General features: G+C 55.7%; 3 protein-coding genes and 1 pseudogene. All 4 read right to left on the bottom strand.

Annotation, left to right across the window (positions count from 1 at the left end):
- On the bottom strand, positions 1–372 hold a 372-nt coding region (locus SMC5_RS10285; protein WP_207799230.1), incomplete at its 3' end, for a type I restriction endonuclease.
- A 47-nt stretch (positions 373–419) separates the two neighbouring features.
- Positions 420–3,719 (bottom strand): hypothetical protein, encoded by a 3,300-nt coding sequence (locus SMC5_RS10280; protein ID WP_207799229.1) that lies wholly within the window; start codon positions 3,717–3,719, stop codon positions 420–422.
- Between the two features lie 501 nt (positions 3,720–4,220).
- Entirely contained in the window at positions 4,221–5,540 is a 1,320-nt protein-coding gene (locus SMC5_RS10275; protein WP_119087849.1) for a restriction endonuclease subunit S, read from the bottom strand.
- Positions 5,524–5,661: pseudogene (locus SMC5_RS11835) on the bottom strand (SAM-dependent methyltransferase); the annotation flags it as partial. The pseudogene SMC5_RS11835 and the gene SMC5_RS10275, both read right to left, overlap by 17 nt.

Below are 5,661 nucleotides of genomic sequence, written 5' to 3'. Positions count from 1 at the left end.
CAGCCAGTCGTTGGCCTCCGGATGGTCGAAGTCCACCAGCCTCACCAAGTCGCCCTTGATGCTGCCATTAGCCCCCTGGTACTCGACCGGGAAGCCACTCACCAGCCACCGGTGGAACAACCGGTTGCTCTGTACCAGCGAAGGCACCTCCTGCCGTTCCAACCGGCACACCACATCATCCAGACAGTCAGCAGGGATAGCAGGGTTCAGGCGCCTCAGTGCAGTGCAGAGGCGACCCTCAAGGATGACCTGCTCATAGGAAGAACGTTCGGCCGCAGGCTCGCCAGGGGCAATGGAAGGACCAGAAACGACTTGGAAACCGCAGTCGCACTCCCAGTTCAAGGCGACAGACTCAAGATCCGATTCCTGCAACGATACCCTCCTGTGCACTAAACATGAGCATACCTGATNNATGCCAGCTATTCATTGAATTCGTTGTCTCGTCCCACTCGCTCGGCCTCATGGTCATATTCATGGGCCAGCTGTCTCAGTGTGGCGGCTAACCGCTGGTACCCGGCTAGCTCGATTTGGTCAGCTTGCTCCCGGTACTTCTTGGCCAGATTGCGCTCTTCCGTGCCCTTGGGGTCGACCCAGTGGCCTCCACGCGAGTTGAATAGCCCCGTCTGGTACCCGCTGCGTAGGTCGTCGGCGTCCCCAGCATTGAGTTCCTCGGCAGCCGCTCGGTGCAGCCACAGACCGTTTGGATCAGCAGGAACGTACATCAAAACCTTTCCTGCCATCGTCATGGCAATTCCCAGGTGGCCCGATTCTCCACTGATTGACTTCATGCTTCCAAACCACTTGTGCAATGCATCGCCGTCGAACGTCCCGTCTTCCCGGCTGCCGGGCGGAATTCTCCATTCATCCAACAGGCTATATGCATTCCCAGCGATGCGCTTCTGTTCTTCAGTCAGTTCGGGTTTGATGTCTGCTTCCTGCTCAGAGCGAAACACGGCGCGAATGACCTCACAGAAGAAGCTCGGTTCTTCGGCGAGCCGCCTCCCTAGGAACCTTGCAGTAGCCCCAAGGTGCCCGTCGAGCAAAGGTACGAATGCCCATTCCACCTGCATGACTTTTTCGCGGTTGGCCGCTTGATCGTCCTGCAGTGTCTGTATCAGCTTGGCAATCGCGTCTCCTCTCCCCTGAGGAGGTTTCTCCACGGTGTCCAAGGTTGCTAGTAGCGTCCCGACAACCTGTTCGCTGTCCAGGTGTTGCTTCTCATGAGCCATCCTCTCAAGGCACAGAATCGCCGCGTACGGCCGGCCATACTTGACCAAGCGGCCCGCGGCAAAGGCCAGCTTCTCATCAGCCATATATGGGTTGACCGCTGCCCTGCTCCAATAGGGCGACTCGTCGTCTGACAGCCAAAGGGATGCTCGTTCCCAAGTCTCCGATGAGAATGGCAAGAAAGCGAGCAGCTGTCCTCGGTCCACTAGCAACCATGCTTGGGCGCCAAGACCATCAACCCACTGCCACCCCTGCACATGGAACCTCCGCCAGATGAACCCACCCACGAACTCGCGAAGCGACGATCGTGTTTCTGTGTTCAGCAAGGATGGCAAGAATAATCCGTCGATTGTACTATCGGCGATTGCGCCAAGAGCATTCCCGACACGCATGGGCGATTCGACGCTTGTGGCAAATGTCAAAAGCCCCTCTGGGCCCTCCGCTGCGCAGACTTCCTGTAGTGCTTTCTGCTGTTGTTCGTCAAGTTGCCTTTCCTGTTCGTCATATCCAATCTTGTCATCGAAGAACTCAAGATAGTCACTGCGAAACAGTCGTCGATGGATGAGCGATGGAGTTCTTGGAGCAAGGGCGTGGGCAACTGCGTCGATCTCATCGACTATCTCTGGTTTGAGAGCCCACTCGGCACCCGCGAATCCCCTATGCTTGGCAACCAAGTACATGAGGTGATCCCAAAGCTGGAATCGGTCCGCTTCTGGTATCGACGTGACAGAATCTGAGCCGAAATGGGTAAGAAGCTGCTTCCGTGCTGGTTCAGGCAGGTCATCCAAACGATCTGTCAACTGGACGAGCCTAGAGACGTCATTCTTCACTACATCTACCGCCAGATCTGCGTAGACACAAACCTGTTTCCAGTGTTCTCTTTGAGACACACCCTCAATCCAGTCATCGGGAATCGTCTCTCGCCAAGCCGGCCTTCTGGAGCCCATCGACACCTTGTGGGCATCAGGCAACAAATCAAGGAGCAACTTCCAGCCCACGTCCGGAAACTCGCGGAGGACCGCCTGAACAGCAGCTTTTCGTTGCGCTACCGAAGCACAGGTCTGTGGCAACCACGGCTGAAGAATTGTCGACAGTGAGTTTGCTGGTCGATTCCCCCATTTTCCGCCAGGATCGCGCGCGGCAAGTTCCCCCAAGATGACGGCTACTGTTATGAGATAGTCAGGGTCCCAAGCAAGAGTCTCCAAGGCCCACAGCACGCCTGTCATGTAGTTGCCACCACCAAACTCGGAGCTTTCTTGAGCAAACACGGCATCAAAAGGACACGGGGTACTGTGCAATGTCTTCTCAATGATATCAAGGAACTCATGTGGGGCGGCCTCCGCAAGAAGAGGCAACAAATCATTCAAGCTGGCCCACAGCACCCAGTTTGCGCCTAGCAAAATGTCTCGGACAGCCAACGTTGCCACTTGTTCAGCCTTTCCCGCGGTAGTTGATGTAAGCGCTTTTTGTTGACTGCCGAGAAGAGCTAGTGTGTCCGCTATTCCTTTCCGCAGTTGGTCGGAATGGCCCAAGACTTTGCCGTGAACACTTGCAGCAAAGCGTTGCTCCGTCGACAGCTCGAACTTCGGGTCAGGTTCAAGCAAGATGTCGGTGGCGATTCGCCGCAGTACATCTAGATCCTCGTCGAAGATGCAGGAACCCAGACTGTACCATCCCTCGTAACGCGCTGTGACCTTCCAGATTCCTCCATGCTGAACTAGGGGAGTGTTCGGTCGCAGCGCGATCTCACGCATCTTTTCAATCCACTCCCCATATGCTTTTTTTGACAGTTGCTCAACGATTGCCGTATCAGCTGGCAGGTTCTCGTTCCAAGCACCCAGTAGCTGTGCAATCTTAAGATCCCCAGCGTCCGTTTTTTGGGCCCACTCAGGCATGGTCGAGAGATGTTGGAGTAGCCTCAATAGCATGTCCAAGTTGCCCCCACTCTTCTGGGCCAGCACACGAGCGCGTTCTTCTCCGTAACCCGCCTTTTGTAGGGCCTCGGCGACTTGTTGGATCCTTGGGCTTGGCAACGAAGCTGTATTTGGATGTGGAATTCCCCCAGGCAATCCCGCGAAGACCACTGCGTGTCCCGCCCGCTTGGCCCGCTCCAATAGCAATGCTCCGTCAGTGTCAGTGTCATCAAGGCTGAAAGCTGCCACTAACACATGTCCCTTGAGCAACCCCGACTTAGTAATCTGATTCCACGCATCACTGTTGGAGACGATGATACATCGGCTAACCGCTTCAATTCGCGCGTTGGTGCTCATGGCCGCAACGTAGGCAGACACGAAGTTCGCAAGCTGACCCGGGAAATGGGTCGTCAGTCTGAGCTGGAGTGCTGTCCCTGCAAATACCTCTTCGAGTCTGTTACAGGCGTCGTCACGGTTAGCAAGAAACAGCTCGGGGATCAACGGAGGCGGATCGCCAATAGTGGACACGTCAGTCCAGTGTTGCTCCGGAGTGTCGATGGCCTGAACTGGAATGTCCATAATGCCCGCAAGCCAAGTATCAACTGAAGGGAAGTAGCTCAACCAGTCGACCAACTTCGTACCGTCAATAACCCGAACGTCCCGCCACTCACCTCGCTGCGCCCGCTCTGCCCGCCAGTCAACTTGCGACCTTGCTCTTCCGCTGTATACCCAGCCTCTCCGGCCAGACAGGGGTGTAACGAAAATGAACGTCGCTTCCTTCCTGACCTCTGTCAGGGTATTCTCAGTAAGCTTGTCGTAATCGGAAGTTGCCTTCTCTCTGGGCGAGATACCGGTGCCTATTTCCCACAAAGACAAGCCTAAANNCAAAGTCGGTTACCAGACGGCCATCTTCGCCGGGTTGTTCTATGCTATCACCGCCTGGAAACCGCCTTTCCCTAGGTCCAGGAACCGAAGCTGCAACAAGCCGGCGGACAAGGTCGACAATCACGCCTTGTGCCTCACGGGCGTGCCCCCTTACCCATTGATCCAAGGTGTTCTCATTGGTCAGTGTCGTATGACTCATAAGTTGACCTCCACAAGTTGCCCTGCGACATCTACCCGCAGTTCTCCTGAGAGAAGTCTGGGCAGCAGTGTATCGCGAAGCGCGGTGAGAGTGCGAGATTCGCACTGAGTTTGGTTCATTCGATCGAACAGAACACCGACGCTCTGGTCAAACCGCTTCAGAACAGCCAATGGAGGCAGTGACACTGCGCTCAAGTAGGCAAGGTTTCGATTTAAACCAGGTACTGCCGAGTCGGCACCCATTGACGGCAAATCAATGTCCTGCAGCGCAAAAAAGAGGAAGTAGAGGCTCGGACAGCTGGGCTTGGGCACGACGTAGAATGTTGTGTCTATGGCATAGAAGGCCCTCGGAGCCCACGTTACGATGCCTGGGTTGCCCTTGCGTCCAACAATGATGCCGGGCCCAGTTTCGAGCTTCTCATCGTGCCAGCCGATCTGACCATTCGAACCATACACGGCGACAGTACCACTTCTTCGGTCGCTTTCTTTGAGCGCCTTCCCATAGACCAGTTCGAGCAATTCGCCCACTTTCCGAGCTGTCCACCCCTTGGGGATCTCGCCCAGTTCAGAGTTTTCGAAGGAGTCGGGGAACAGAGCAGCGATGTCGGCGGGGAGGCCGGGGTCGCAGCCTTCGGCCTTGGCGTAGACGGGATCGAAGTCGATGAACCAGCTCTTGAAGAGTGCTCGTGCCCTTTCCTCCAGTGTCTCGTTCATCCGCCGATTGAGCTCGATCTTGTCGTCCAGCGTGCCGAGGATATGCGCAACTGCATGCTGCTCTGAGAGTGGAGGGTAGTAGATGGGAACGTTGCTCAGGAGCTGGGTGTTAAGTGACGGCATCGTCGCGCCGACAGCAATAGCCCGTATGTGTTCCTTGAAACCGGGAAGACCAAAGAAGTAGGACAGGTAGCGAGAGTCAATTCGACTCTGATTCGGACGGATTCGTAGGCAACGGCCCGAAAACAACCAGCCGTCTTCATCCTCCCAAACCAAAGCTCGACGGTCCACGGAGCCGACCCGACTGAAAACGATATCACCCCTTCGCAACGCATATCTGGATAGGCGAGCCCGATCGGCATCAGACACGCCGGGCAAGTTCGAATGTAGGATGCGGTTCTCACCCAAGTGTTCAACGGTGATGATCGGTATTCCTGCTGAAACGTAGTCCTCTTGGTGAAGTTGACTCCCGAAGGGCCCGGTTTGCACTCCCTCGCCAGGCTCACACAGGTCAATAAGGCGGTCTGATTTGAAGTCACCAGCGAAGCTGCCGTAGACGCTAGCTTGTCGATTCCCTGGAACACACCTACTCTTTGACGTCATAACCTAACCCTTTCAGGTTCTTGCGGATCTCATCGTCTAGTCTCTTCGACTCCTGCATCTGCTCGCTGAGCTGTGTAGTGAGCCGCTTCATCTTCTCGTCGAAGGGCTCGCCGTCGTCTTC

Source organism: Candidatus Cryosericum odellii (genome assembly GCF_003570935.1).
Taxonomy (GTDB): Bacteria; Caldisericota; Caldisericia; order Cryosericales; family Cryosericaceae; genus Cryosericum; species Cryosericum odellii.
The sequence above is the reverse complement of the archived record's forward strand: the minus strand, read 5'-3'. Positions and strand labels throughout refer to the sequence as shown.

Bases quoted from the DNA above. Each gene is read 5' to 3' on its own strand.
- SMC5_RS10275 (WP_119087849.1), bottom strand. From the start codon at position 5,540: ATGACGTCAAAGAGTAGGTGTGTTCCAGGGAATCGACAAGCTAGCGTC.
- SMC5_RS10280 (WP_207799229.1), bottom strand. From the start codon at position 3,719: ATGGACATTCCAGTTCAGGCCATCGACACTCCGGAGCAACACTGGACT.